Annotated in this window: 21 protein-coding genes and 1 pseudogene; 8 read left to right on the forward strand and 14 right to left on the reverse strand. The window is 69.6% G+C overall.

Annotated elements, in window-relative coordinates; genetic code table 11:
- Nucleotides 1–139: 139 nt before the first annotated feature.
- Both AC3WPZ_RS21840 and AC3WPZ_RS21845 read left to right on the forward strand, forming a co-directional pair.
- Nucleotides 140–1,111, forward strand: coding sequence for a diacylglycerol/lipid kinase family protein (locus AC3WPZ_RS21840; protein WP_382323598.1), 972 nt, complete (start codon nucleotides 140–142; stop codon nucleotides 1,109–1,111).
- The gene (locus AC3WPZ_RS21845) at nucleotides 1,108–1,896 is read left to right on the forward strand and encodes a metallophosphoesterase family protein (protein WP_382323597.1); all 789 of its coding nucleotides are present in this window, start codon (nucleotides 1,108–1,110) and stop codon (nucleotides 1,894–1,896) included. The genes AC3WPZ_RS21840 and AC3WPZ_RS21845 overlap by 4 nt, the downstream gene beginning before the upstream one ends.
- Nucleotides 1,897–1,900: 4 nt before the next feature.
- Here the strand turns inward: AC3WPZ_RS21845 and AC3WPZ_RS21850 are convergent, their stop codons facing one another.
- The 5 genes from AC3WPZ_RS21850 to AC3WPZ_RS21870 all read right to left on the reverse strand — a co-directional run bounded on the left by AC3WPZ_RS21850 (nucleotide 1,901) and on the right by AC3WPZ_RS21870 (nucleotide 5,225).
- Complete coding sequence (locus tag AC3WPZ_RS21850) at nucleotides 1,901–2,800, reverse strand: NAD(P)/FAD-dependent oxidoreductase (RefSeq protein WP_444688270.1); 900 nt, start codon at nucleotides 2,798–2,800, stop codon at nucleotides 1,901–1,903.
- Nucleotides 2,775–3,248 (reverse strand): Rrf2 family transcriptional regulator, encoded by a 474-nt coding sequence (locus AC3WPZ_RS21855; protein WP_382323595.1) that lies wholly within the window; start codon nucleotides 3,246–3,248, stop codon nucleotides 2,775–2,777. The genes AC3WPZ_RS21850 and AC3WPZ_RS21855 overlap by 26 nt, the downstream gene beginning before the upstream one ends.
- 57 nt (nucleotides 3,249–3,305) lie before the next feature.
- Nucleotides 3,306–3,827, reverse strand: a complete 522-nt coding sequence (locus AC3WPZ_RS21860) for a GNAT family N-acetyltransferase (protein ID WP_444688271.1) — start codon at nucleotides 3,825–3,827, stop codon at nucleotides 3,306–3,308.
- Nucleotides 3,824–4,345 carry an Mpo1 family 2-hydroxy fatty acid dioxygenase gene (locus tag AC3WPZ_RS21865; RefSeq protein ID WP_492433225.1) on the reverse strand — a complete coding sequence of 174 codons (522 nt, stop codon included), beginning with the start codon at nucleotides 4,343–4,345 and terminating at the stop codon, nucleotides 3,824–3,826. The genes AC3WPZ_RS21860 and AC3WPZ_RS21865 overlap by 4 nt, the downstream gene beginning before the upstream one ends.
- 79 nt (nucleotides 4,346–4,424) lie before the next feature.
- Nucleotides 4,425–5,225 (reverse strand): hypothetical protein, encoded by an 801-nt coding sequence (locus AC3WPZ_RS21870; RefSeq protein ID WP_444688272.1) that lies wholly within the window; start codon nucleotides 5,223–5,225, stop codon nucleotides 4,425–4,427.
- Nucleotides 5,226–5,609: 384 nt separating this feature from the next.
- Between AC3WPZ_RS21870 and AC3WPZ_RS21875 the strand changes: the two are divergent.
- Together AC3WPZ_RS21875 and AC3WPZ_RS21880 are read left to right on the forward strand one after the other, a co-directional pair.
- Nucleotides 5,610–6,380 (forward strand): annotated as a pseudogene (locus tag AC3WPZ_RS21875) (DEAD/DEAH box helicase); the annotation flags it as partial.
- A 655-nt stretch (nucleotides 6,381–7,035) separates the two neighbouring features.
- Nucleotides 7,036–7,539: a helicase C-terminal domain-containing protein gene (locus tag AC3WPZ_RS21880; protein WP_492441521.1), complete on the forward strand. Its 504-nt coding sequence runs from the start codon at nucleotides 7,036–7,038 to the stop codon at nucleotides 7,537–7,539.
- 9 nt (nucleotides 7,540–7,548) lie between these two features.
- Here the strand turns inward: AC3WPZ_RS21880 and AC3WPZ_RS21885 are convergent, their stop codons facing one another.
- Complete coding sequence (locus AC3WPZ_RS21885; RefSeq protein ID WP_444688274.1) at nucleotides 7,549–8,865, reverse strand: hemolysin family protein; 1,317 nt, start codon at nucleotides 8,863–8,865, stop codon at nucleotides 7,549–7,551.
- 9 nt (nucleotides 8,866–8,874) lie between these two features.
- Between AC3WPZ_RS21885 and AC3WPZ_RS21890 the strand changes: the two genes are divergently transcribed.
- Complete coding sequence (locus AC3WPZ_RS21890) at nucleotides 8,875–9,711, forward strand: symmetrical bis(5'-nucleosyl)-tetraphosphatase (protein WP_382160458.1); 837 nt, start codon at nucleotides 8,875–8,877, stop codon at nucleotides 9,709–9,711.
- Between the two features lie 49 nt (nucleotides 9,712–9,760).
- Here AC3WPZ_RS21890 and AC3WPZ_RS21895 read toward each other — a convergent pair whose 3' ends face one another.
- From AC3WPZ_RS21895 to dcd, 4 genes are all read right to left on the reverse strand, one after another.
- Nucleotides 9,761–11,254 carry a DEAD/DEAH box helicase gene (locus tag AC3WPZ_RS21895; RefSeq protein ID WP_492441523.1) on the reverse strand — a complete coding sequence of 498 codons (1,494 nt, stop codon included), beginning with the start codon at nucleotides 11,252–11,254 and terminating at the stop codon, nucleotides 9,761–9,763.
- Between the two features lie 78 nt (nucleotides 11,255–11,332).
- Entirely contained in the window at nucleotides 11,333–12,235 is a 903-nt protein-coding gene (ypfJ, locus tag AC3WPZ_RS21900) for a KPN_02809 family neutral zinc metallopeptidase (protein ID WP_291113205.1), read from the reverse strand.
- A gap of 71 nt (nucleotides 12,236–12,306) precedes the next feature.
- Nucleotides 12,307–13,410, reverse strand: a complete 1,104-nt coding sequence (locus AC3WPZ_RS21905) for a fatty acid desaturase (RefSeq protein WP_382323590.1) — start codon at nucleotides 13,408–13,410, stop codon at nucleotides 12,307–12,309.
- 62 nt (nucleotides 13,411–13,472) lie between these two features.
- On the reverse strand, nucleotides 13,473–14,039 hold the full coding sequence (gene dcd, locus AC3WPZ_RS21910; RefSeq protein ID WP_382160466.1) for a dCTP deaminase: 567 nt from the start codon (nucleotides 14,037–14,039) through the stop codon (nucleotides 13,473–13,475).
- A 116-nt stretch (nucleotides 14,040–14,155) separates the two neighbouring features.
- Here dcd and AC3WPZ_RS21915 point away from each other — a divergent pair, with 116 nt between their 5' ends.
- From AC3WPZ_RS21915 to AC3WPZ_RS21925, 3 genes are read left to right on the forward strand one after another with little or no spacing between them, the layout of a single operon-like run.
- Entirely contained in the window at nucleotides 14,156–14,755 is a 600-nt protein-coding gene (locus tag AC3WPZ_RS21915; RefSeq protein ID WP_291113211.1) for a GbsR/MarR family transcriptional regulator, read from the forward strand.
- 34 nt (nucleotides 14,756–14,789) lie between these two features.
- Nucleotides 14,790–16,154, forward strand: coding sequence for a cytochrome ubiquinol oxidase subunit I (locus AC3WPZ_RS21920; RefSeq protein ID WP_382160469.1), 1,365 nt, complete (start codon nucleotides 14,790–14,792; stop codon nucleotides 16,152–16,154).
- Between the two features lie 18 nt (nucleotides 16,155–16,172).
- Entirely contained in the window at nucleotides 16,173–17,183 is a 1,011-nt protein-coding gene (locus AC3WPZ_RS21925; RefSeq protein ID WP_444688277.1) for a cytochrome d ubiquinol oxidase subunit II, read from the forward strand.
- A gap of 23 nt (nucleotides 17,184–17,206) precedes the next feature.
- Here AC3WPZ_RS21925 and AC3WPZ_RS21930 read toward each other — a convergent pair whose 3' ends face one another.
- The 4 genes from AC3WPZ_RS21930 to AC3WPZ_RS21945 form a co-directional block, all read right to left on the reverse strand.
- Nucleotides 17,207–19,684: a response regulator gene (locus AC3WPZ_RS21930; RefSeq protein ID WP_492441526.1), complete on the reverse strand. Its 2,478-nt coding sequence runs from the start codon at nucleotides 19,682–19,684 to the stop codon at nucleotides 17,207–17,209.
- Between the two features lie 275 nt (nucleotides 19,685–19,959).
- On the reverse strand, nucleotides 19,960–21,240 hold the full coding sequence (guaD, locus tag AC3WPZ_RS21935) for a guanine deaminase (RefSeq protein WP_492441528.1): 1,281 nt from the start codon (nucleotides 21,238–21,240) through the stop codon (nucleotides 19,960–19,962).
- A gap of 90 nt (nucleotides 21,241–21,330) precedes the next feature.
- A complete protein-coding gene (locus AC3WPZ_RS21940; protein ID WP_492433211.1) occupies nucleotides 21,331–22,425 on the reverse strand; it encodes a BMP family ABC transporter substrate-binding protein in 1,095 nt (364 codons plus the stop codon).
- A 424-nt stretch (nucleotides 22,426–22,849) separates the two neighbouring features.
- Nucleotides 22,850–23,857: an adenosine deaminase gene (locus AC3WPZ_RS21945; protein WP_492441532.1), complete on the reverse strand. Its 1,008-nt coding sequence runs from the start codon at nucleotides 23,855–23,857 to the stop codon at nucleotides 22,850–22,852.
- Between the last annotated feature and the right edge of the window lie 3 nt (nucleotides 23,858–23,860).

A 23,860-nucleotide genomic window follows, 5' to 3' on the forward strand; every position in this document is an offset into this window, starting at 1 on the left:
GCGCGATCAGGCCGATGCCGGTGATCCAGGTGGGCAGGGGCGCGTTCATGCCCACCATCATCGCCAGCCGGACCGGCTTGTGCCATGGGGTTTTCAACCAGCGCCGCTACACTGGTCCGAACCCATCCCTTGGCCGCCCATGCCCGAAGTCCCCCCTTTCGATCCGGCCTCGACGCTGCACTTCGTCATCAACAGCCGCTCCGGCAGCCAGGACGGCGACGGCACGCGAGCGACCATCGAGGCCGCGCTGCGCGCTTCGGGCCGGCCCGGCCAGCTGCACGTGTGCGAACCGGCCGACCTGCCGCGCCGCACGGCCGAGCTGGCGCGGCAGGCGCGCGAAACGAACGCCGCCATCGTGGCCGTGGGCGGCGACGGCACCATCAACACCGTGGCCCAGGCCGCCCACGCCGCCGGCTGCGCCCTGGGCGTGATCCCGCGCGGCACCTTCAACTATTTCGCGCGCACGCACGGCATCGCCACCGACGTGGCCGATGCCATGGCGCAACTGCTGGGCGCGCGGCCCGAGCCGGTGCAGGTGGCCGCCGTCAACGAGCACCTGTTCCTGGTCAACGCGAGCCTGGGCCTGTACCCCGACCTGCTGGAGGACCGCGAGGTCTGGAAGAACCGTTTCGGGCGCAGCCAGTGGGTGGCGATCTGGGCGGCCTTCGCCACCCTGTTCCGCGCGCAGCGGCGGCTGAAACTGCGCATCGGCCTGGACGGCGCGCAGCGCGAGGTGAAGACCCTCACCCTGTTCGTGGGCAACAACCGCCTGCAGCTGGAGCAGGTGGGCGTGGTGCAAGGCCAGCGCCCCGATGGCGCGCGCGACAACGGCCGCGTCACGGCGGTGATGCTCAAGCCCATCGGTACCCTGGCCCTGCTGCGCCTGATGTGGCAAGGCGCCATGGGCACGCTTGGCGAGGCCGACGACATCGAGCACTTCGAGTTCCAGCAGATGGTGGTGCGCGCGCCGTCGGTGGCGGGTGCGCGGCGCCTGAAGGTCGCGGTCGATGGGGAAGTCCTGCGCATGAAGGCGCCACTGGATGTGCGCGTGCTGCCGGTGCCCCTGTTCCTGCTCAAACCGGCACCCGCCGACCGCGAGGCCCCCGCTTGAGCGCGATCCTGCAGGTCTCGGACCCGCACTTCGGCACCGAGCGGGCGCCGGTGGTGCGGGCCCTGGTGCAGCTGGCCCAGCGGCTGCGGCCGGACCTCGTGGTGCTCTCGGGCGACATCACCCAGCGCGCCCGCGCCCCCCAGTTCGAGGCCGCGCGCCGCTTCATGGACCAGCTGGGCGCGCCCCGGCTGGTGATCCCGGGCAACCACGACATCCCGCTGTTCAACGGTTGGGCCCGGCTGGTGCGGCCCTACGCGGGCCACCGCGCGGCCTTCGGCGATGAGCTCGAACCGCAGTTCAGTTCCGCCGGGCTGTTGGTGCTGGCCGTGAACACCACGCGCGCGCACCGGCACAAGAACGGCGAGGTGTCGGCGGCGCAGGTCGCGCGCGTGGCGGCGCGGCTGGCCGAGGCCACGCCGGCCCAGTTGCGCGTGGTGGTGGTGCACCAGCCGATCGATGTGCAGCGCCCGCAGGACGAGCCGGACCGCCTGATCGGCCACACCGCCGCGCAGGACGCCTGGGCCGCCGCGGGCGCCGACCTCGTGATGGGCGGCCACATCCACCTGCCCTACGTGATGCCCCTGCCCGGCCTGGCGCGACCGATGTGGGCGGTGCAGGCCGGCACCGCCGTGTCGCACCGCGTGCGGCCCGGCGCGCCCAACTCGGTGAACCTGGTGCGCTGGCACGCGGCCGAGCGCGCCTGCGCCGTCGAGCAGTGGGACTACGCGGCCACCGAAGAAGTCTTCGTGCAGGTCCGCGTGACGCGCCTGCAACCGGCGCGCTAAGCGATCAGCCGAACATCAGGGCGCGGTGCGCGCTGGCCCCGGCCATGGCGCCCGCGCCCACCGAGATCGCCACGTTGCCGGCCGCGCGCGCGGCATCGCCGCAGGCGAACACGCCGGGCACGCTGGTGCCCTGCATCGCGTCGGTGCGGATGAAGGCGCCCGTGGGGCCTTCGTCCATGGCGCAGCCCAGCTGCGCCGCCACCGGGCTGGCGATGTGCGTGCGCGCCATGGTGAACAGACCATCCAGGGCGAAGCGGCGGCCATCGCGCAGCTCCACCGTGGCGGTGTCCACCAGGCGCGCCACCGCGCCGGCTTCCACCGCGACACCGCGCGCGGCCAGCGCGGCGCGCTGCGCCTCGTCGGGCACGAAGGCCTCGTTGAGGAACAACGTGGTCGAGCCCCAGTCCGGCAGCATCAGCGCGTGGTGCATGGACATCTCGCTGACCGCCAGCACGCCGATGCGCCCGTTGTCGAGCTCGTAGCCGTGGCAGTACGGGCAGTGGAAGACGCCCCGGCCCCAACGCTCGGCCAGGCCTTCGATGGCCGGCAGCTCGTCCACCACGCCCGTGGCGATCACGAGCGTGCGGGCCTGCTCGGTGTGGCCACCGTCGAGCGCCACGCCAAAACCCTCGCCCTGCGCTTCGGCGCGCGCGACGGTGCCGTCCAGCCAGCGCACGTTGGGGTAGGCGAGCAGCTGGGCCCGGCCCTCGGCGGCGATGTCGCCGGGCGCGCGGCCGTCCTGGCCCAGGAAGCCGTGCGAGGCGCTGGCGAAGCGGTTGCGGCGCAGGCCGGCGTCGATCACGAGCACGCGGCGGCGCGCCCGCGCGAGCTGCAGGGCGGCGGACAGGCCGGCGTAGCTGCCGCCGATCACGATGGCGTCATTCGGGGAGGTGGTGGTGGGCATGGTGGCTCCTGGCATGGGGGTGGGCGTCGAAACGGCGGTTGAAATCGGCCGCGAGGTCGGCCAGCGTCACGCGGCCCAGCCGCTGCACCAGCAGCGCCTGGGCCTCCTGCAACGCGCCCGACAGCGCCTCGTTGACCGCCTGCTCCACCAGGCACTCGGGGTTGTCCGAGCGGTGGCCGATGGCGAACACCGTGGGTGCGCCGACCGCGTCGTACACGTCGCGCAGGGTCACGGTCTTGAGGTTGCAGGCCAGCACCCAGCCGCCGCCGTGGCCCCGTTCGGAGCTCACGAAGCCGGCCTCGCGCAGGCCGGCGAGGGTGCGGCGCACCACCACCGGGCTGCTGCCCTGCAGGCAGGCGGCCAGGGCCTCGGAGGTCATGGGCCGCTCGCTCTGCGCCATGTGCAGCAGCAGGTGAAGGATGGACGAGAGTTTGCTGTCGAGTTTCATGTAACTTGAATAGTTACATGAAAACGACCTCGGTGCCACCGCGCGCCGATCAGCCCGTCAGCGCGTGTGGTTTTCGGCTTCCGGCGGCCGCACGTCGAAGGCCTCGTGGTAGCTCACCTCGCCGTGCGGCACCCGCCCGTTGAAGGCCAGGGCCTGGAAATACTCGGGCGGCACACCCGGCAACAGCAGGGTGGGCACGGCGCGAAAACCGAAGCGGCCGTAGAAGGCCGGCTCACCCACCAGCACACAGCCGCCCGCGCCCTGATCGCGCAGGCGCTGCAGGGCCGCGCGCATGAGCCCGCTGCCCACGCCCAGCCCCTGGTAACCGGGCAGCACCGAGATTGGGCCCAGGCCGAACCAGTGCCGCGTGCCATCCGACACCGTCACCGGCGACACCGCCACATGGCCCACCACGGCGCCCTGCCGCTCTTCGACCAGCGACACGGCAAGCTGCCCCGCGGCGCGCAGGGCGTCGACGATGAGGTGCTCGGTGTGGCTGGTGTGCGGCGCGCGCTGGAAGGCGGCCGCCGTCAGCGCGTGGATGGCTTCGACGTCGCCGGGCGACTCGGGCCGGATCACTTGGCGAGCTCGCGGCCGCCGTGCACCGGGCCCGCGCGCGACTCGACCACCGCCTCCACCTCGCGGCGCAGGCCCATCAGGAAGGCAAGTTCGGCCACCACGAACAGCGGGCCGATGATGAGCCCCATGACGTCGTCGACAAAGGCCGGCTTGCGGCCTTCGTAGATGTGGCCGACGAACTGGATCACCCAGCCCACCACGAACAGGCCCACGCCGAAGGTGGCCCAGGCGCCGGTGGACAGGCCCGCCGTGGCATGCGCCACCGCCAGGCAGGCCGCGAGCAGCAGGCCCATCACCACGCCGAAGCGCAGGTCCAGCCGCAGGTAGTAGAGCGTGGCGGCGATCACCGCCAGCGTGGCCGGGGACAGGGGCAGGCCCGCCACGTCGAAGGCCGGGCGCGCCAGCAGCACCACGACCGAGAGCACGATCATGGGAATGCCGATGAAGTGCGTGACGATGTTGCGGCGGTCGCGGTGGTAGGCCGCGTACTGGCTCAGGTGGTCGTTCAGGGTTTTCATCGTGGTCTCCGAGAAACAGCACAGGCACACATCATCGCCAGAGTGGCCCTGCCGCGCCAGTGGGATTTCACCGATCGGGTCACAGCAGCGACTGCGCGTCGTCCTCCGGCCGCACGGCCGGCCCGCTGCGCGCCAGCGCCATCCACACGTGGAAGGGCAGGCGTTCGACCGCGCGGCGCGGCGCCTCGCGCGCCACCACCAGGCGCTCGCCTTCGAGCTGCATCACGCCGCACTCGGGCGGCACCTCGTCGGGCGCGGCGATGGGGCGGCCCTTGGCGTCCTGCCCCAGCACGTACCAGCAGGCGCTGGCCAGGCCCAGGTAGGCGGCGCGCTTGGCGGGTTTGCGCAGGTCGCCCAGCAGGTCGGCCCGGCTCACCTTGATCTCGTGCACCACGGGCTCCAGGTAGGCCTCCACAGTGGTGTGCCGCACCGAGAACACGTCCGGAGAGGCCATGCACCAGCCGTGCTCGGGCGCAGGGGCGGCGACGGCCTCGCTCTCGAAGGCGCAGGCCTGCAGCGGGCCGCCGGTGTCCGCAGCGGGCTCACCGCCCAGCAGCGCGCGCGGCAGCGGCACGCGCAGCATCAGGCCGCGCCAGCTAAGCCGCCCGGCCTGCGCCATCGCCGTGGCCACGCGCTCCACCAGGGCCTCGTGCGGCGTGCGCGCGGCCTTGTTCTGGCTGAACACCTCGGCCAGCCGCTGGATGCCGGCCTCGGTCACGCGCAGGCTCTCGAAACCCTCGGGCGAAGGCCGGCGCTCCAGCAGGCCGGCGGCGAGCAGCTCCACCTCCAGCATGTCGTGGCAGGGCCAGCCGGCCGAGCGGTAGATCTCGCGCAGGCGCTGGTGGTGGCGCCGCGTCAGGGCGGGGGCGATCGCGGACATTCACTGACTATATATCCAGTACCATGGTGAGCCATGTCGGCCAACCCACCGTCCATCGACACGACCACCGCCTCGGTGGCGGTGCGCGTGCTGTGCGCCTTCGCGGCCAAAACGGGCGACCTGGACCTGCGCTTCACGCCCTCGCCCAGCGCGCAGGACGGCATCGCCGGCCACACCACCGTGACCGCGCGGCGCGCGGCGGGCTACCAACGCGAGGTGCCGCTGAGCGCCCGCTGTGGCGAGCTGCGGGTGCAAGGCCGGGCCGACGGCTTCGACCCGGCGGTGCCGCGCCTGGAGGAAATCAAGACGCACCGGGGCGACGCCGCGCGCATCCCCGACAACCACCGCGAACTGCACTGGGCGCAGGCGCGGGTCTACGGCTGGATGCTGTGCGAACAGCACGCGCTGGAGCGCATCGAACTCGCGCTGGTCTATTTCAACATCGATACCGCGCAGGAGACGGTGCTGCCCGTGTGGCACAGCGCGGTGGAGCTCAAGGCCTTCTTCGAAACGCTTTGCGCGCGCTACGCGGGCTGGGCGCGCGCCGAGCTGGCGCACCGCGCCGCGCGCGACGAGGCGCTGCGCGCGCTGGCCTTTCCGTTCGAGGGCTTCCGGCCCGGGCAGCGCGAGCTGGCCGCCGCCGTCTACCGCTGCCACGGCGCCGGGCGCCACCTGCTCGCGCAGGCGCCCACCGGCATCGGCAAGACCATGGCCACGCTGTTCGCGGCCCTGCGCGCCGCGCCCGCCCAGGGCACGCACAAGCTTTTCTACCTGACCGCCAAGACACCCGGGCGCCAGCTCGCGCTGCACGCCCTGCAGCGCATGAAGGCCCAGCCACTGCGCGTGCTCGAACTGGTGGCGCGCGACAAGGCCTGCGAGCACCCGGACAAGGCCTGCCACGGCGAGTCCTGCCCACTCGCGCGCGGCTTCTACGACCGCCTGCCGGCCGCGCGCGAGGCCGCCGCGCAGGCGGGCTGGCTCGACAAGGCCGCGCTGCGCGAGATCGCCCTGCGCCACGAGGTCTGCCCGTATTACCTGGGCCAGGACCTGCTGCGCTGGAGCGACGTGGTGGTGGGCGACTTCAACCACTTCTTCGACCTCAGCGCGCACGCCTGGTCGCTCACGGTGGGCGACGGACTGCGCGTGGGCCTGCTGGTGGACGAGGCGCACAACCTGATCGAGCGCGCGCGGCTCATGTACAGCGCCGAGCTGCGCCCCGCCGCCTTCCAGGCCGTGCGCAAGGGCGCACCGGCCGCGCTGAAGAAAACCATGGACCGGTTGCAGCGCCCCTGGAGCGCGCTGGCGCGCCTGCAGACGCAGGACCACACGGTGCTGCCCGAACTGCCGGGTGCGTTCATCGAGGCCTTGCAACGCCACAGCGCGGCGCTGTCGGACCACCTCGCGCTCGAACCCGAGGGCGCGGACGCGGCCGGTCTGCAGGACTGGCTGTTCGAGGTGCAGCGCTTCCTGCGCGTGGCCGAGGTGTTCGACCAGCACTCGCTGGTGGACCTCACGCCCGCGCCGCGCGCGGCCGGCCGCCCCCCCGCGCCAGCCGGTGCTGAACATCCGCAACCTCGACCCCGGCCCGCTGCTGCAGCCGCGCTGGCAGGCCGCGCACAGCGCCACGCTGTTCTCGGCCACGCTCAGCCCCATGGCCTACGTGAGCGACCTGCTGGGCCTGCCGCAAGACACCGCGCGCCTGTCCGTGCCCTCGCCCTTCGATGCCTCGCAGCTGCAGGTGCGCGTGACGCCGAACCTCTCCACCCGCTACGCCGACCGCGCCGCCTCGCTCGACCCATTGGTCGAGGTCATGGCCGACCAGTACGCCCAACGGCCCGGCAACTACCTCGCCTTCTTCAGCAGCTTCGACTACCTGCAGCAGGCGCTGCAACGCCTGCAGGCCACGCACCCGGCGCTGCCGGTGTGGGCGCAGTCGCGCGGCATGGGCGAACCCGAGCGCGAGGCCTTCGTCGCGCGCTTCACCGAAGACAGCCAGGGCATCGGCTTCGCCGTGCTGGGTGGTGCGTTCGGTGAAGGCATCGACCTGCCCGGGCAGCGCCTCATCGGCGCCTTCATCGCCACCCTGGGCCTGCCGCAGCTCAACCCGGTGACCGAACAACTGCGCGCGCGGCTGCAGGCCCGTTTCGGGCAGGGCTACGACTACGCCTATTTGTTCCCGGGCCTGCAGAAGGTGGTGCAGGCCGCCGGCCGCGTCATCCGCGGACCGGACGATGAAGGCGTGGTGGTGCTGATGGACGAGCGCTTCGGCCGTCCGGAGGTGCGGCGCTGGCTTCCCGCGTGGTGGGGCTTGTGAGCGCGCGGCTCAGCCGTCGGCCTCGACCGCCGCTTCCGACTCGGGCTCGGGCAGGCGCGTGATCAGCACCTGGTCGATGCGGCGCCCATCGAGCACCAGCACCTCGAAGCGCCAGCCCGCGCAGTCCACGTGTTCGCGCCGGCCCAGCAGGTCGCCCGCCACGGTCTGCATGAGGCCGGCCACGGTGTTGTAGCGCCCCTTGTCCTCGTCGGGCAGGTCGTCGATCGCCAAGCGCGACTTCAGCTCGGTCACGGGCATCGCGCCGTCCACCAGCCAGGCGCCGTCCTCGCGCTGCGTCGCCCAGGCGTCCACCGCGGTGCGCGGCGACAGCTCGCCGGTGATGGCCTCCAGCATGTCCAGCGGCGTGAGCAGGCCCTGCACCACGCCGTATTCGTCAACCACGAACACCATGCGCGTCGCGCGTTCGCGGAACTGCTCCAGCAGCTCCATGCCGCTGAGTGTCTCGGGCACGAACACGGCCGGCAGCACGTGCTGCATCAAGGGTTCGTTGTGGCCTTCGGATTGCAGCGCGAGCATGCGCGGCAGGTGGATCACACCGACCACGTCGTCCAGCCCGCCCCGGCACACCGGGTACCAGGAATGGCCGGTGGTCCAGGCCTTCTGCACGGCCGCGTCGATGCGGTCCTCGGCGTCGAGCCATTCGATCTCCGAGTGCGGCACCATGATGGAGGTGAGCTGGCGGTCGTCCAGCAGGAACACGTTGCGCACCATCTGGTGCTCGTGTTCCTCGATGATGCCGGCGTCCACGCCCTCCTCCAGGCTGGCGTTGATTTCCTCTTCGGTCACGTGCTGCACGGCGTTGGTGTCGATGCGCAGCAGCTTGAGCACCCACTGCGTGGTGTGCGTGAGCAGCCACACGAAGGGCTTGGCGGCCTGGGCCACGAAGGCCATGGGGCGCGAGACCCAGCGCGCGACGGCCTCGGGGTAGAGCTGGCCGATGCGCTTGGGCACCAGCTCGCCGAACACGATGGTGATGAAGGTGATGACCACCACCACGATCGCGGTGGCCATCACGCTGGCCGTGGCTTCCGTCAGGCCCCATGCCACGAGCTGGCGGCCCAGGTCGTCGCTGAACGCAGCCTCCCCCACGATGCCGTTGAGCATGCCGATGGAGGTGATGCCGACCTGCACCGAGGAGAGGAACTGGGTGGGGTTGTCCAGCAACTGGAGCGCGGTGACCGAGCCCTTGTCGCCGGCCTCGGCCATGGCCGTGAGCCGCGCCTTGCGGCTGGATGCCAGGGCCAGCTCGGACATGGCGAACGCCCCGTTGAGCAGCGTCAGAAAAACAATGAGGAGGGTGTCCATAATCGGCCAATGGCACTTTACATGATCGGGGATGTGCAGGGCTGCGACGCGGCGCTCGGCCGCCTGCTCGACGACATCGGTTTCTCACCCAGCCGCGACACGCTGTACCTGCTGGGCGATCTCGTCAACCGCGGGCCGGCCTCGCTGGCCGTGCTGCGCCGGCTGATCGCGCTCGACGGCGCGGCGCACTGCCTGCTCGGCAACCACGACCTGCACCTGCTGGCCACGGCGCACGGCGTGCGCAAGCCACATCGCAGCGACACGGTGGGTGACATCCTTGCCGCGCCCGACCGCGAGGCCTTGCTCGACTGGCTGCGCGCGCGGCCCATGGCGCTGTTCGAACACGGCTGGCTGATGGTGCACGCGGGCGTGCTGCCGCAGTGGGACGTAGCCGGCACGCTGGCGCTGGCCGGCGAGCTGCAGGCCGTGCTGCGCAGCGCCGACTGGACCGGCTTCCTGCAGGAGATGTATGGCAACGAACCGCCGCTGTGGAGCGACTCGCTGCGCGGCGCCGCGCGCCTGCGCGTGATCGTCAATGCCTTCACGCGGCTGCGCTTCTGCACCGCGCAGGGTGTGATGGAGTTCGACACCAAGGACAGCGCGGGCGCGGCGCCCGAGGGCTTCATGCCCTGGTTCGACGTGCCGGGCCGGCGCACCGAAGGCGTGCCGATCGCGTTCGGCCACTGGTCCACGCTGGGCGCGGTGCAGCGCCACGACCTGCAGGCGCTGGACACGGGTTGTGTGTGGGGCGGTTGCCTCACCGCGGCCCGCATCACGGAGGTGCCGGGCGAGGTGGAGCGGATCTCGGTGCGCTGCGAGCAGGCCAGCAAACCCGGCAAGCGCTGAAGGAGCGGCGGCGAAAGCCGCCTGGCAGGCTCAGGCAAGGGCTTCGCCCTCAGCTTTCCTGAGCCGGCGCCGGTACGGGGGCGCTCTTGAACAAGGCCGGCACCTTGCGGCGCGTCTTGATGTTGGGCGAGGCCGTGCGCGCGGCGGCGCGCTGCGACACTTCCCACGAGGGCGTGGCGTCGCTCGCGGCGCTGGGTTCGTAGGGCTTGTCGAACAGCGGATCGGCCGGCGCGCGCGGTGCGCGGGTCGGGCGCGAATCGGAGGCGCCTCGCGCTTCGCGCGGGGTGCGGCTCTCGCGGCTCTCACGGATGGCTCGGCTCTCGCGGCGCTCGGCGTCCTGCCCTTCGGGCTGCTGCCAGGCGCGCTGGCCATCGTTGAAGCGGCCCGCCGGGCGGCGGTCGGCTTCGAACTCGAGCGCTTCGAGCTCGAGCTTCTTGCCCAGCAGCTTTTCCAGGTCGCCCATGAGGCGCGTGTCGCGCCCGCTCACGAACGACACCGCCAGGCCCGAAGCGCCCGCGCGGCCGGTGCGGCCGATGCGGTGCACGTAGTCCTCGGCGTTGAACGGGATGTCGAAGTTGAACACCGCCGGCACGTCCTTGATGTCCAGGCCGCGCGCGGCCACGTCCGTGCAGACCAGCAGGTCCACCGCGCCGGTCTTGAAGGCTTCCAGGGCCTTGAGGCGCTCGTCCTGGCTCTTGTCGCCGTGCAGGGCCGTGGTGTTGAGGCCTTCGCGCTCGAGCGAACGCGCCAGGCGCGCGCAACCGAGCTTGCTGTTGACGAACACGAAGGCTTGCTTGAGACCGCGCTCGCGCAGGATCTGCTTGAGGATGCCGCGCTTGTCGTCGTCTTCCACGCGGTAGAAATGCTGTTCCACGGTGGACGCCGTGGCGTTGGAGCGCGCCACCTCGATGGTCACCGGGTCCTGCAGGTAGCTGTTGGCCAGGCGCTTGATCTCGGGCGAGAAGGTGGCCGAGAACAGCAGCGTGGTGCGCTGCTTGGGCAGGTAGCTCAGAATGCGCTGCAGGTCGGGCAGGAAGCCGATGTCCAGCATGCGGTCGGCCTCGTCGAGCACCACGTACTCGACCTGGTTGAGCACGCAGTTCTTGGCCTCGATGTGGTCCAGCAAGCGCCCGGGCGTGGCCACCAGCACCTCGACGCCCTTCTTGAGCTCGGCCGTCTGCGGCTTCATGTCCATGCCGCCGAACACCACTGTGCTGCGCAGGTTGGTGTACTTGGCGTACAGCTTGACCTGCTCGGCCACCTGGTCGGCCAGCTCACGCGTGGGCAGCAGCACCAGGGCGCGCACCGGGTGGCGCGCGGGCGAGGTGGAGGCGTTCTCGTGCTTGAGCATGCGCTGCAGCAGCGGCAGCGTGAACGCGGCGGTCTTGCCGGTGCCGGTCTGGGCGGCGCCCATCACGTCACGGCCTTGCAGCACCACCGGAATCGCCTGCGCCTGGATCGGCGTCATGGTCGCGTAGCCCATTTCGGCCACGGCTCGCTCAATGGCGGGCGAGAGGGAGAGTTCGGAGAAGGATTGGGTCATTGGCTTCAAAGTTAGCCACGTATTGTCGCACTTTGACCGTTTTTCGCCCAAATCCGGGCCGGCGGCCTCCGCCAGGCCTCAGACGCTGCCCGCTTTGAAGGTGTCGCAGGACTGCACGCTGCCGCTTTGCAGCCCCGTGTTGAACCAGCGCTGGCGCTGTGCGCTGGTGCCGTGGGTGAAGCTGTCGGGCACCACCTGTCCCTGGCTTTTGCGCTGCAAGGCGTCGTCGCCGATCGCGGCGGCGGCGTTCAGCGCCTCTTCCACGTCGCCCGGCTCCAGGATGGCCTTGTTCTTGTGGTTGTGGTGGGCCCAGATGCCGGCAAAACAGTCGGCCTGCAGCTCCAGCCGCACTGACAGCGCGTTGTACTCGCGCTCGCCCACGCGCCGGCGCGCCTGCTCCATCTGGTCGGTGATGCCCATGAGGTTCTGCACATGGTGGCCGACCTCGTGCGCGATCACATAGGCCTGGGCGAAGTCGCCCGGCGCGCCGAGCTGGCGGCGCAGGGTGTCGTAGAAGCTCAGGTCGATGTAGACCTTCTGGTCGCCCGGGCAGTAGAACGGGCCCATGGCCGACTGGCCGGTGCCGCAGGCCGTGGGCGTGGCGCCCCGGAACAGCACGAGGCGCGGTTTCTGGTACTGCGCGCCGGCCTGCTGGAACACCTGGCCCCACACGTCTTCCGTGCCGCCGAGCACGGCGGCCACAAACTTGCCCATGTCGTCGGTGGGCGCCTGGGTCGGGCCCTGGGTGGTCTCCACCTGGGCGGTGGGTGCGCCATCGCCCACGCCGCCGAGCACGCCGAGAATGGTCATGGGGTTGATGCCGAAGATCCAGCCCGCGACCAGCGCGACGGCAATGGTGCCCAGGCCGATGCCGCGCCCACCCACGCGCCGGCCGCCACCCAGGCCACCGAGCCCACCCCCGCCGGGGTCGGCGCGGCGGTCTTCGATCTGATCGGACTGGCGGTTGTTTTCCCACTTCATGGCATGGCTCCTCGGCGACCTCGGTACGGGTGCGGGTATCCCATTATGAAGCGGGCGTGGCCCCGCCGGGCTCAGGCGACGGCGGGTGCGCAGGCGCTGGTCGGGCGGCCCTGGAAGTCGGTCCAGCAGCGCCGGCCGAAGTCGTAGAGCTTGCAGCGGCGCGCGGTGTCGAAGTACCAGCGCCACGAGAAGCGCTGCACGATGATGCGGCCCGGCAGCGCGTCCTCCAGCAGGCGCTGCACGCCTTCGAGCTGGTAGAGCGGGATGCTCATGTCCACATGGTGCGCGGTGTGCTCCATGATGTGGTGCAGCATCGCGCCGATGCGCAGCGGAAAGGTGAGGTGCACCGTGGTCGATACAAAGGGCGCGGCGCGGCCCCAGGCGGCCTTGTCGTCGTGCCACTGCACCGCCGTGTGGGTGTGGTGCACGTAGACCACGAAACCGATCATGGCGTTCCAGAACAGGAAGGGCACGGCAAAGCCCATGGCCAGTAGCAGCCAGACCGACTGGCCGGTGGCCGAGGCGGCGGCCACCAGGCCGCCGATCCAGGCCAGCGCGCAGGCGCTGACGAACACGCCGTCCCACACGAACTCGGCGCGCCGCGTGCCCATGTAGGTCTTGCGCGGGAAGAACATGCGGTGCCACCACATCTCCACCAGGTAGTACAGCGCCGGGCCGAAGCCGCTGCGGTACGCGCGCTCCAGGGCGCGGCGCATCGGCGAGAGCGCGGCGAACTCCTCGCGCGTGAGCGGCGCCCACACGAAGTCCACGCCCTTGAGGTTGGTGTAGCCGTGGTGCACCACGTTGTGCCCCACTTCCCACAGGCTGTAGGGCGTGAGCGAGGGCAGCATGGCGATGCGGCCCAGCACGCGGTTCAGCCCCCGGTGCGGCGTGTAGCTCTGGTGACAGGCGTCGTGGCCGATGATGAACAGCCGCCCGATCATGAAGCCCGCCGCCAGGCCGCACAGCAGCTTGGCCCACACGGCAGCGAACCACACGGTGCCGGCCATGAGCGCGGCGAAGACCACCCAGTCGAACACCAGCAGCGCGATGGCGCGCGCGGTGCGCCGCTCGACGAGCGGGGCGAGCCAGCCCCGGATCACCTTGCGGTGCGGCAGCGGCTGGCCAGCGGGGATGGGGGCGGGAGAAGAGAAGCCGGGCGGGTTGCGTGACATGCCCGGCATGCTATCGACCGGGTTGCCCGGCCGCCTTGACCTGGGTCAAGGCGCGCGAACCGTCAAGCTTTGGGCAGGGTCACGCCGACCTGGCCCTGGTACTTGCCGCCCCGGTCCTTGTAGGAGGTCTCGCAGACCTCGTCGCTTTCGAAGAACAGCACCTGGGCGCAACCCTCGCCCGCGTAGATCTTGGCCGGCAGCGGCGTGGTGTTGCTGAACTCCAGCGTCACATAACCTTCCCACTCGGGCTCGAAGGGCGTGACGTTGACGATGATGCCGCAGCGCGCATACGTGCTCTTGCCCAGGCAGATGGTGAGCACGTTGCGCGGGATGCGGAAGTACTCCATCGTGCGCGCCAGCGCGAAGCTGTTGGGCGGGATCACGCAGACGTCCTTGTTGATGTCCACGAAGCTGTTCTCGTCGAAGTTCTTCGGGTCCACCACCGTGCTGTGGATGTTGGTGAACACCTTGAATTCCGGCGCGCAACGGATGTCGTAGCCGTAGCTCGACGTGCCGTAGCTGATCACCTTCTTGCCATCCACCGCCCGCACCTGGTTGGGCTCGAACGGTTCGATCAGGCCGTGTTGTTCGGCCATGCGGCGGATCCATTTGTCGCTTTTGATGCTCATGGGGCGCGATTGTAGGTGGCGCGCCCACCGGTCCCGGATCGCGGAGAGCCCCCAGGAAATTACCGGAATTTCAGTAATTACTGAAAACTCAGGCCGAACCAGCTACATTTCCGGGCATGCCACTGCAAGACCATCTTCCGCCCCTCAACCGCGAGTTCGTTGCCCACTTCGGGGAAATGGGCAGCCGCTGGGGCATCAACCGCACCGTGGGGCAGATCTACGCCCTGCTCTTCATTTCACCCAACGCGCTCAACGCCGACGAGATCGCCGAGACGCTGGAGTTCTCGCGCTCGAACGTGAGCATGGGCCTGAAGGAATTGCAGGCTTGGCGGCTGGTGCGCCTGCGCCACCAGCCGGGCGACCGGCGCGAGTACTTCGAGGCGCCGGCCGATGTGTGGGAAATCTTCCGCGTGCTGGCCGAGGAGCGCCGCCGCCGCGAAGTGGAGCCCACCCTGTCCATGCTGCGCACCGCGCTGCTGGAAACGCCCAAGACCGACGCCGAGCGCCACGCGCAGGCCCGCATGCGCGAGATGCACGACCTGATCGACCGGCTCATGACCTGGTTCGACGACGTGCAGAAGCTGGCCCCCGAAACCGCGATGCAGCTGATGGGCATGGGCGCGACCGTCACGCGCGTGCTCGAACTCAAGGACCGCCTCACGGGCAAGGCGGCGGGCCGCAGCGCGCGCCCGGAGAAATTGCCCGACGCGGCCTGACCCCCACCAGACAAGAACCCCACGGAGAACCCCCATGGACGCCCTGCTCCTCTCGCGCATCCAGTTCGCGGCGAACATCAGCTTTCACATCCTGTTCCCGACCATCACGATCGCGATGGGCTGGTTCCTCCTGTACTTCCGCATCCGCCACATCAAGACGCGCGACCCGGCATGGGAAGAGGCCTACTACTTCTGGACCAAGGTGTTCGCGCTGAGCTTCGCGCTCGGCGTGGTCTCCGGCATCGTGATGAGCTTCCAGTTCGGCACCAACTGGCCCGGCTTCATGGAACGGGCCGGCAACATCGCGGGCCCGCTGCTGGGCTACGAGGTGCTGACCGCCTTCTTCCTGGAGGCCAGCTTCCTGGGCATCATGCTGTTCGGCCGGGGCCGCGTGAGCGAGCGCGTGCACCTGGCCGCCACCTTCCTGGTGGCCTTCGGCACCACCATGTCGGCGTTCTGGATCCTGAGCCTGAATTCGTGGATGCAGACACCCGCGGGCTTCGAGATCGTGGACGGCAAGTTCGTCGCGGTCGACTGGTTCGCCGTGGTGTTCAACCCCTCCTTCCCCTATCGCCTGGCGCACAAGCTGCTGGCCTCGGCGCTCACGGCCTCGTTCCTCATCGCCGGCCTCTGCGCCTGGCAGCTCATCAAGGGCAGCGCCACCGGCGGCACGCACAAGGCCTTGCGCACGGCCATCATCGCCGCCTCGGTGGCCATGCCGCTGCAGTTCCTGGCCGGCGACATGCACGGGCTGAACACGCTGGAGCACCAGCCCGCCAAGATCGCGGCGCTCGAGGGCATCTGGCACACCGAGAAGAGCGCGCCGCTCACGCTGTTCGGCATTCCCGACGAGGCCGCCGGCACCACGCACTACGCGGTGAAGATTCCCAAGATGGCGAGCCTGATCCTGGCGCACGACGCCGACGCCGAACTCAAGGGCCTCAACGAATTCCCGAACGCCCACCCGCCGGTGGCGCCGATCTTCTGGGCCTTTCGCGTGATGGTCGGCGTGGGCACGCTGATGCTGGTCGTGGCCTGGGCCTCGGCCTGGATGCTCTGGCGCCGGCGCCGCCAGGCGCAGGGCTCGCTGGACCTGCCCAAGCCCGCGCTGTACGTGCTGGCGGGCATGACCTTCTCGGGCTGGCTGGCCACGCTGTCGGGCTGGTACGTCACCGAGATCGGCCGCCAGCCCTTCCTCGTCTACGGCCACCTGCGCACCGCCGACGTGGTCACCAACACCCCCTCGCCCATGATCGCGGTCACGCTCACGGCCTACCTCATCGTGTACGGCCTGCTGCTCATCACCTACGTCGGCGTACTCAAGTACATGGCCGAACACCCGTTCAAACATGCCCCCGAAGCACCCCACGGCGCCGAACTCGGCAAGGCCGGCGTCTGACCGAACGGAGAACACCCCATGAACATGACCACCTGGGCCGAAGTGCTCCCCCTGATCTTCCTGGCCGTGATGGGCCTGGCCCTGCTGGCCTACGTGATCCTCGACGGCTACGACCTCGGCGTGGGCCTGCTGCTGCCCCTGGCCGAGAGCAAGGAGCAGAAGGACACCATGATCTCCAGCATCGGCCCGTTCTGGGACGCCAACGAAACCTGGCTGGTGCTCGGTGTCGGCGTGCTGCTGGTGGCCTTTCCGATGGCGCACGGGCTGGTGCTGCAGGCGCTCTACCTGCCGGTGGCCGTGATGCTGATCGGCCTGATCCTGCGCGGCGTGGCGTTCGACTTCCGTGTGAAGGCGCCCACGAAATACGTGCCGTTCTGGAACCGCGCCTTCTTCGTCGGCTCGCTGCTCGCCAGCGCCTCGCAGGGCTGGATGCTGGGCAGCTACATCACAGGCTTCGACAAGGGCTGGCTGGGCCTGGCGTTCAGCCTGGGCATCGCGCTCACGCTGCCGGCGGCCTACATCCTGCTCGGCGCGGGCTGGCTGATCATGAAGACCGAAGGCGAGCTGCAGGCCCACGCGGTGCGCTGGGCGGCCCGCGTGCTGTGGCCCATGGGTTTTGCGCTGGTCGCGATCTCGGTGGCCACGCCGCTGGTGAACCCCGGCGTGGTGGCGAAGTGGTTCAGCGTGCCCGAGGTGTTCGGCCTGATGCCGATTCCCCTGAGCTGCGCGATCGCCTTCTTCGCGGTGCGCTGGGTGGTCACGCACCCCAATGTGGTGAAGGCGGGTTACGGCTGGGTGGTGTTCGCGGCCACCGTGCTGATCTTCGTGCTGGCCTTCTTCGGCCTGGCGTACAGCATCTTCCCCGACATCGTGATCGGCCGCATGAACGTGTGGCAGGCGGCTGTGTCCACCGGCTCGCTCACCGTCATCTTCATCGGCGTGGCCATCACGCTGCCAGTGATCATCATCTACACCATCTACATGTACCGCGTGTTCTGGGGCAAGGCGCGGGCACTGACCTACAACTGAACCCGCGTCGCCGCTTTAACGGGCTAGGACGGTGAGGTCTTGCGCAGGGCAAAGCTCGTGAGCAAGGCCTGTTCGGATTCGAGGAAGAGCGTGTTGAACCGCGCCAGCCAGTTCGGCTCGAACGGCCAGGCGTTGCTCTCGACCACGCGCGAATGCTGCTTCGCGGTCTCGGACATGGCGTGAGCCCCCATTTCGCCACTCAGGCCGGCCAGCGAATGCAGCGCCTGGCGTGCGCTTTTCAGGTCGTTGCGCCGCACAGCGTCCTCCAGATTGGCAATGTGCCGCCGGGCCTGGGCCAGGCCATCGGGCAGCAGGTTCACCATGATGTTCATGCTCTTGAGCTGCTCGACACGTTCGTCATCCAGCAAGGGCCCATCGATGGTCGCCCCCGCCAGGCGCGCGGGCGACGGCGACGCGCCCGCCGCCTGGGCCTCACCCACCGGACGCTCGCCGATCAGGCGGGCCAGCTCCCCGCGCAAGGCCACCACGTTCACGGGCTTGGTGAGAAAGCCGTCCATGCCCGCGTCCCGCGCCGCCTGCCTGTGCTCCGGCGAGGCATGCCCGGTGAGCGCCACCACGGGAATGTTGCGCACCCCGTCGGCCATCGCGCGCAGCTGCCGCGTCGTCTCCATGCCGCCGAGCACGGGCATCTCCACGTCCATCAGGATCACGGCCGGCCGCACGCCCGCCTTGAGGAACTGCAGGACGTCCTGCCCCTGCTGCGCCTCCACCACCTCCAACCCCATGTCCTTCAGGTAGCCTTTGACGATGGCGCGGTTCACGGCGTTGTCCTCCGCCAGCAGCACGGAGCTGCCCATGAAGGGCGCCGGATCCTTGGCGCTGTGGCGCAAGGGCTGGTCCTTGAGCAGGCTCACGATCGCGCCGGCCATCTCAGGCAGGCTGCAAGGCGCGCTCAGGAACCCGTCCATGCCCGCTTCGCGGGCTTGTGCGCGGGCCTCGGTCGCCGGCTGGACACTGTGTGCCAGCACCGGCACCTGTTCATGCCCGGCGGCGGCCCCCAGGCGGATCTGGCGCACGGTGTCACAACCATCGAGCACCGGCATGTGGAGGTCCATCACGACGAGGTCATACGGCACGTCCGAGGCCAGGCGAAGCAGGTCCAGCGCCTGGGCGCCGTTGCCGGCCTCGTCGATGCTGCTGCTGCCCACCAGGGCCAGGAGTTGGGCCAGGGTGGCGCGGCGCCGGATCGGATCGTCATCCACCAGCAGCACGCGGGCGCCGCGCAGCAACCGCGCGGCATGCCGCATGGCTTCTTCGGCGTGGGCCCGGGCCTCCGCCTGCGCCACCGCGGGAAACGACAGCGTGAACGCCGTGAACTCGCCCAACCGCGATGCGCAGGTGATCTCCCCGCCGAAGGCGCGCATGGCGCGCCGGCAAAACGCCAACCCCAGGCCTGTGCCATCGGCCTTGCCGGAGGTCTGGAAGTCCTCGAACAGGTGCTCCATCTTTTCCGGCGCGATGCCCGGCCCTGTATCGCGCACCGTGATGCACTGCGCATCCACGGTCACCGTCACCATGACGTCGGGACAGGCCGGCAGGTAATACAGCGCGTTCTTGATGAGGTTGAACAGGATCAGCGTCAGGAGGGTTTCATCGCCCTTGAACGTGAAGTCGGCCACCTCCGCCAGGCGCACCCGCTCGCGCTGCGCCTCGCTCTCGTAGCCGAAATCGCTCACCGCGCGCTCGGTGCACACCGCCGCCGAGAGCCAGGTGAAACCCGAGGCATCGAAGGCCCTGCTCTTGAGCTGCTGCAGCGTCACCGTGATCGACTGCAGACCCAGCTTGATCGCGTTGCGGCCCTCGTTCATCACCCGCACCATCGCCATGACCTGCTCGCGCGTGTGGGACACCGAGGACTGGGATGACCCCAGGCGCAGGAAGTCGCGCTCCAGGGTGTCGAAGACACCCTGGATCTTCTGCATGGGCCCGCGCATCTCGTGCGCGATGGAACCCGCGAAGCTCATGTACAGGCGATGGCGCGCCAGCTCAGCCTGCCTTCTTTCGAAATGGGACAAGGCACCGGCCACGAACAGCAGCGTCGGCACGGGCAGCCAGATCCAGACGTCCGGCGTGAACGCGATGCCGGGTTGTGATGCCCAGAACGCGAGCGCCCCAAGGGCGTATCCGGCGACCAGCATCACCACGGCATTGCGCCAATCGGCGACCAGAATGACACACACCGCACCGATCACCATGTTCACGACAGAAAAGCTGTCCCCCTGATTCTTCAGGGTCGTGAACGTCTGCAGAAACGCCAGGCAGTAGACCGACGTGAAGTAGGCATGCGCGAGGTAGAACGGCCTGGCCCTCGCGGGCCACCACGGGCGCAACGCCAGTGCCAGGCACAACAGGGTGGCGATGGCCCTGAGCGCCAGATCGTCGTAGCGCGGCGGGAGTTGCCCCGTGAAACGCAGCAGATAGAAGAGCGGGAAGGCCAGGCTCCCCAGAGCCCCCATCCACACCAGGAACGACCTGTTCATGTCGTGATGCGAGCGGTACCTCGCGAACAAACCAGCGGCCAGTGAGCTCAAATCGCACCTCCCAAAAAATTGGCAGGGCGATGCTAAGGGGGCGCTCTGTTCACCACAACAGCCCAGCCGCCCCCTCGGGCAAAGGGCGGCCCCGAACAAAGCGCACTTGAATCCCAAATAACGTCGCTTCGTTTCCAAATTCAGATCATTGGAACCCGCAGACTGGGACATTCCCTAGGTCGAGAAATAAGCGCAAAAACGACACGCCCAAGCCGTGATCGAGATCAGCCGCCAGCGATGACCGTGCGCGCCACCACCCGATCGTCCCCCAGCACGATCAGCGCGAACAGCAGCTCGTCCAGGCTGTCCGCCTGCAAGGTCTTGCGCGCCAGCAGAGGGGTGGCCTGCGGGTCGAGCACCACGAAATCCGCCTCGTGGCCGGGCTGCAGGTTGCCCACCACGCCCTCGAGCCCCAGCGCGCGCGCCGCGCCCGCCGTGTGCTGCCACCACAGCTGCCCCGGGGTAAGGCTCAGGCCCTGCTTGGTCTGGCCCTCACGGCCCACGCAGTAGGCCGCGAGCATGGTGCGGAACGGCGAGAAGCTGGTGCCACCGCCCACGTCGCTCGCCAGGCCGTAGCCCATGCCCGCCGCGTCGGCGGCGAGGTAGTCGAAGAAGCCGCTGCCCAGGAACTGGTTGCTGGTCGGGCTCACGGCGGCGGTGGTGCCGGTGGCGGCCATCAGCGCGCGGTCGGCCTGGTCGAGGTGGATGCAATGGGCGTACACCGCGCGCTGCCGCAGCAGGCCGAAGTCGCCATACACGCCCAGGTAGCTGCGCGACTTCGGGAACAGCTCGGCCGCCCAGCGCACCTCGTCGAGGTTTTCCGCCACGTGCGATTGAATCCACACGTCACCGTGCTTTGCCGCCAGCTCGCCCGCGCCGCGCAGCTGTTCGGGCGTGCTGGTGGGGGCGAAGCGCGGCGTGATCGCGTAGCCCAGGCGGTCCACGCCGTGCCAGCGCTGGATCAGCGCCTCGGTGTCGATCAGGCTCTGTTCGGTCTGGTCGCGCACGCCATCGGGGCTGTGGCGGTCCTGCAGCACCTTGCCGGTGATGAAGCGCAGGCCGCGCGAGCGCGCCGCCTCGAACATCGCGTCGACCGAGGCCGGGTGCGAGGTCGCGAAGGTGAGCGCGGTGGTCACGCCGTTGCGCGCCAGTTCGTCCAGGAAGAAGGCCGCCACCTCGCGCGCGTGCTCCGGCTCGTGAAAGCGCGACTCGTGCGGGAAGGTGTAGTTCTCCAGCCAGGGCAGCAAGCCGGCCGCGGGCGCGCCGATCACGTCCGTCTGCGGGTAGTGCACGTGCATGTCGATGAAGCCCGGCGCGATCAGTTTTCCGCTCAGGTCTTCCACCGACACGCCGGGAAAGTTGCCGATCAGCGCGGCGTGGTCGCCCGCGGCGCGCACCACGCGCCGACCCTGCGCGTCGGGGCCGACGACCAGCAGGCCATCGGCGTCGTAGACAGGGCGTTGTTGGTCGTCGAAACGCAGGAGGGCGGCACGGTAGGCGTTCATGCCGCGCAGCTTAACGCCTGGGGCTCGCCCGGGCATATCGCGCCGCCGATAAGGCCCATACCGCCGCGCCGGCGGTGGGCCCGCGCGGCTTCAGCGCTCGACCGAACCCTGCACGCCTTCGACCAGCCAGTTCATGCCCAGGATCTGCCCGTCGTCGAGCGCCTTGCCGGCTTCGATGACGGTCTTGCCCTGGTTGTCGCGCACGGCGGTCTTGCGCGCCGCGAACACCGCGAGCTTGCCCGCGGCCATGTCGGCCTGGCGCGCCTGCACCTCGTCGCGCACCTTGGCCGGCACCTTGCTGCCGAAGCTGTCGACGCGGATCATGCCCTCCTTCACTCCGCCCCAGACGCTCGCGCTCTGCCAGGTGCCGTCCAGCACGGCCTGCACGCGGCGGGTGTAGTAGTCGCCCCAGAGGTGGGTCACGGCGGCGATCTGCGCATCGGGCCCGAAGCGGCGCATGTCGGAGTGGTAGGCCACGGCGAGCCTGCCGCGCTCCTGCGCGGCCACCATCACGGCGGTGGAGCCGGTGTGGAAGGCCAGCACCTCGGCGCCCTGGTTCATCAGCGTCATGGCCGCGTCGCGCTCGCGCGGCGGGTTGAACCACTCACCCAGCCACACCACTTTGACGGTGGCGCGCGGGTTGACCGAGCGCATGCCCAGGGTGAAGGCGTTGACGCCCTGGATCACCTCGGGGATCGGGAAACCGGCGATGTAGCCCGCCTGCGTGGCCATGCGGCCCGCAGCCACACCGGCCAGGTAGCGGCCCTCGTAGTAGCGCGCGTTGGCGGTGGCGACGTTGGGCGCGGTCTTGTAGCCGGTGATGGACTCGAACTTCACGTCCGGGAACTCGCGCGCCACCTTGAGCGTGGGCTCCATGTAGCCGAAGCTGGGCGTGAAGATGATGCGGTGGCCCTGCTGCGCCAGATCGCGGATCACGCGCTCGGCGTCGGCGCCTTCGGCCACGTTCTCCACGTAGCGTGTCTCGACCTTGTTGCCCAGGGCGGCCTGCACGGCGAGCCGGGCCTGCTCGTGCTGGCGCACCCAGCCAGCTTCGGTCAGCGGCGTCACGTAGACGAACGCGGCCTTGAGCGGCGGCGTCTGTGCCTGGGCGGGGGTGGAAAAGGGAAATAAAAAGCTGGCAGCCGCCAGTGCGCACGCGCACCGGGCCACGAGGTTTTTGTACATGGTGGTCCTCTACATGGCTTCCGTGAATGAAAAAGCGAGCCGGGGAAGCACCGGGCTCGCTGGGGCGTGATTTTACCCGGGCCCGGGGCCGTCAAACAGATCGAGCTGCCGGGCGGGCTGCAGCAGCCAGCTTCCGATCACGTCGTAGCGGTAGTGCTCATCGTGGTCGCCCACCCGGTGTCCTTCGACCAGGAAGAGTTCGTCGATGGTCCACTGGATCGGGCGGATCCAGTGGGTCGCTCGGGCGGATGGCGCCCAGTAACTGATGCTGTAGCGACTCGTGCCAGTTCGCCGGATCGAACATCGCGCCGTCCAGCGGGGCCTTCAGCCCCGAGATCTCGAGCGCGCTCTTCAACGCCGCCCTGTTCATTGGCGAGGGCATGGCCACGACCAGAAACCTCGGTTGGGTCATGGCACGGCCCGTTCAGCCAGCGACCGCGCCGTCCAGCAAGGCCATGAGTTCCGCGCGCCGCGCCGCGCTCACGAAGCTGGCCTCGAAACTGTTGCGAGCCAGGGTGATCACGTCTTCGCGCGTGAGGTCCAGCGCTTGCACGGTCTGCACGAAGTTGGCGTTCATGTAGCCGCCGAAGTAGGCCGGGTCGTCGGAGTTGACGGTGGCGCACAGGCCGGCGTCGAGCAGGCGCTTCATCGGGTGGTCCTTCAGGTCGTTCACCACGCAGAGCTTGAGGTTGGAGAGTGGGCACACCGTGAGCGGGATGCGCCGCCGCGCCAGTTCGGCGACCAGGTCCGGGTCTTCCAGCGAGCGCACGCCGTGGTCGATGCGCTCGGTCTTCAGGTCGTTCAGTGCTTCCCAGATGTAGGCCGGCGGGCCCTCTTCACCCGCGTGCGCCACCACATGGAAGCCCAGCTCGCGGCAGCGCGCGAAGACGCGCGAGAACTTGGACGGCGGGTGGCCGACCTCGCTCGAATCCAGGCCCACGCCGATGAAGTGCTGGCGGTAAGGCAAGGCGGCTTCCAGCGTCTGGAAGGCATCTTCCTCGCTCAGGTGGCGCAGGAAGCACAGGATCAGCGCCGCGCTCACGCCCAGCTCGGCCTGGGCGCGCGCGCAGGCGCTGGCCAGGCCCAGGATCACCGTGGCCATGGGCACGCCGCGCGCGGTGTGGGTCTGCGGGTCGAAGAAGAGCTCGGCGTGCGCCACGTTGTCGGCCTTGGCGCGCAGGAAGTAGGCCCAGGCCATGTCGTGGAAGTCGGCCTCGTGCAGCAGCACGCTGGCGCCGGCGTAGTAGATGTCCAGGAAACTCTGCAGGTTGGTGAAGGCGTAGGCCTCGCGCAGCGCGTCCACGCTGGCGTAGGGCAGGCTCAGGCCGTTGCGCTGGGCCAGCGCGAAGATCAGCTCGGGCTCCAGCGAACCCTCGATGTGCATGTGCAGCTCGGCCTTGGGGATGGCGGCGGCGAGTTGGGTGGGGGTCATGGT

The sequence above is a fragment of the Hydrogenophaga sp. FW305-3-2-15-A-LB1 genome, assembly GCF_058787875.1.

Excerpts from the sequence above, each read along its gene's own strand:
- AC3WPZ_RS21840 (WP_382323598.1), top strand. The coding sequence starts at position 140 with ATGCCCGAAGTCCCCCCTTTCGATCCGGCCTCGACGCTGCACTTCGTC.
- AC3WPZ_RS21850 (WP_444688270.1), bottom strand. The coding sequence starts at position 2,800 with ATGCCCACCACCACCTCCCCGAATGACGCCATCGTGATCGGCGGCAGC.
- AC3WPZ_RS21855 (WP_382323595.1), bottom strand. The coding sequence starts at position 3,248 with ATGAAACTCGACAGCAAACTCTCGTCCATCCTTCACCTGCTGCTGCAC.
- AC3WPZ_RS21865 (WP_492433225.1), bottom strand. The coding sequence starts at position 4,345 with ATGAAAACCCTGAACGACCACCTGAGCCAGTACGCGGCCTACCACCGC.
- AC3WPZ_RS21870 (WP_444688272.1), bottom strand. The coding sequence starts at position 5,225 with ATGTCCGCGATCGCCCCCGCCCTGACGCGGCGCCACCACCAGCGCCTG.
- AC3WPZ_RS21880 (WP_492441521.1), top strand. The coding sequence starts at position 7,036 with ATGGCCGACCAGTACGCCCAACGGCCCGGCAACTACCTCGCCTTCTTC.
- AC3WPZ_RS21885 (WP_444688274.1), bottom strand. The coding sequence starts at position 8,865 with ATGGACACCCTCCTCATTGTTTTTCTGACGCTGCTCAACGGGGCGTTC.
- AC3WPZ_RS21890 (WP_382160458.1), top strand. The coding sequence starts at position 8,875 with ATGGCACTTTACATGATCGGGGATGTGCAGGGCTGCGACGCGGCGCTC.
- AC3WPZ_RS21895 (WP_492441523.1), bottom strand. The coding sequence starts at position 11,254 with ATGACCCAATCCTTCTCCGAACTCTCCCTCTCGCCCGCCATTGAGCGA.
- ypfJ (WP_291113205.1), bottom strand. The coding sequence starts at position 12,235 with ATGAAGTGGGAAAACAACCGCCAGTCCGATCAGATCGAAGACCGCCGC.
- AC3WPZ_RS21905 (WP_382323590.1), bottom strand. The coding sequence starts at position 13,410 with ATGTCACGCAACCCGCCCGGCTTCTCTTCTCCCGCCCCCATCCCCGCT.
- dcd (WP_382160466.1), bottom strand. The coding sequence starts at position 14,039 with ATGAGCATCAAAAGCGACAAATGGATCCGCCGCATGGCCGAACAACAC.
- AC3WPZ_RS21915 (WP_291113211.1), top strand. The coding sequence starts at position 14,156 with ATGCCACTGCAAGACCATCTTCCGCCCCTCAACCGCGAGTTCGTTGCC.
- AC3WPZ_RS21920 (WP_382160469.1), top strand. The coding sequence starts at position 14,790 with ATGGACGCCCTGCTCCTCTCGCGCATCCAGTTCGCGGCGAACATCAGC.
- AC3WPZ_RS21925 (WP_444688277.1), top strand. The coding sequence starts at position 16,173 with ATGAACATGACCACCTGGGCCGAAGTGCTCCCCCTGATCTTCCTGGCC.
- AC3WPZ_RS21930 (WP_492441526.1), bottom strand. The coding sequence starts at position 19,684 with ATGAACAGGTCGTTCCTGGTGTGGATGGGGGCTCTGGGGAGCCTGGCC.
- guaD (WP_492441528.1), bottom strand. The coding sequence starts at position 21,240 with ATGAACGCCTACCGTGCCGCCCTCCTGCGTTTCGACGACCAACAACGC.
- AC3WPZ_RS21940 (WP_492433211.1), bottom strand. The coding sequence starts at position 22,425 with ATGTACAAAAACCTCGTGGCCCGGTGCGCGTGCGCACTGGCGGCTGCC.
- AC3WPZ_RS21945 (WP_492441532.1), bottom strand. The coding sequence starts at position 23,857 with ATGACCCCCACCCAACTCGCCGCCGCCATCCCCAAGGCCGAGCTGCAC.